General features: G+C 64.1%; 1 protein-coding gene and 1 pseudogene. Both read right to left on the reverse strand.

Going from position 1 to position 1152, the window contains the following annotated elements:
• Window positions 1-133: 133 nt before the first annotated feature.
• Window positions 134-919, reverse strand: a complete 786-nt coding sequence (locus WDW90_RS37380) for a 3-hydroxybutyrate dehydrogenase (RefSeq protein WP_336492768.1) — start codon at window positions 917-919, stop codon at window positions 134-136.
• Window positions 920-957: 38 nt separating this feature from the next.
• A pseudogene (locus tag WDW90_RS37385) lies at window positions 958-1152 on the reverse strand (hypothetical protein); the annotation flags it as partial.

Below are 1152 nucleotides of genomic sequence, written 5' to 3' on the forward strand. Positions count from 1 at the left end.
GGGGAGGAACGTGACGGAGTCGGACAGGCTCGGAATGGGTTCAGGAGGCCAGCCCAGGACAAGCGTGGGAATATGCGACCACCGACGGCTCACGAAGCCAGGGCAAGGCCGTTGAAGCTGGGCCTGTCTGGCGTTACTGAGCCGTCCAGCCCCCGTCGACCGACAGGTTCGCACCGGTGATCTGGTCTGCGGCCAGCGAGCAGAGGAATACGGCGACGGCGGCGATCTGCTCGGGCGTGACGAATTCCAGGGTTGGCTGCCGTGACGAGAGCAGGTCCTCGACTGCGGCGTTCCGTCCGAGACCGCGCTCGGCCATGGTAGCCTGGATCTGGGCTTCGAGGAGGGGCGTCAAGACGAAGCCCGGCGAGATGCAGTTCACCGTTACCTTGTGCGGCGCAAGCTCGAGAGCGGCCGCCTTGGTCAGGCCGGCAACGCCGTGCTTGGCCGCGACATAGGCCGACTTGAAGGGTGATGCGACGAGCGAATGCGCGGAGGCCGTATTGATGATGCGGCCCCAAGCCCGGCGCTTCATGCCCGGTATGACGGCACGCATCGTATGGAAGACGGAGGACAGGTTTACGGCGACGATCCTGTCCCATTGCTCCGTCGGGAACGCCTCGATGGGAGAGACGAACTGGACGCCGGCATTGTTCACCAGGATGTCGACGGCGCCGAAACGGTCTTCGACATCCTGCACCATCGCGGCGATCGCGCCGGGCACGGTCATGTCAGCGCCGGAGTAAAGTGATTTGACACCAAATTCGGTGGCGAGCCCGGCTCGGAGCGCCTCAATCTCGTCCGGCTTCCCGAACCCGTTCAAGACGACGTTTGCGCCCGCTTGGGCGAGCCCTCGGGCGAGAGCCAGGCCGATGCCACTCGTCGATCCGGTGATCAGCGCGGTTCTGGATCTGAGCGTCATGTGTTATCGCTGGCAGGAGGGCGCCCCATCAATTCAGTTCAGGACGGGTTGGATCGTCTCGGCGAAAAGACACCGGCTTCCTGAGCTTCATTCGACACAGCGATACCGAGATCTTCCAGCAACTGCGTGTCGGCATCGGTCTCGTTGTTGGCCGTGGTGAGCAGGCGCTCGCCGTAGAAGATCGAGTTCGCGCCGGCCAGGAAGCACAGGATCTGCGCCTCGCGGGTCAGGCC

This window comes from Methylobacterium nigriterrae, assembly GCF_037106235.1.
Lineage (GTDB): Bacteria > Pseudomonadota > Alphaproteobacteria > Rhizobiales > Beijerinckiaceae > Methylobacterium > Methylobacterium nigriterrae.

Coding starts and splice junctions, on each gene's coding strand:
- WDW90_RS37380 (WP_336492768.1), bottom strand. CDS start 919: ATGACGCTCAGATCCAGAACCGCGCTGATCACCGGATCGACGAGTGGC.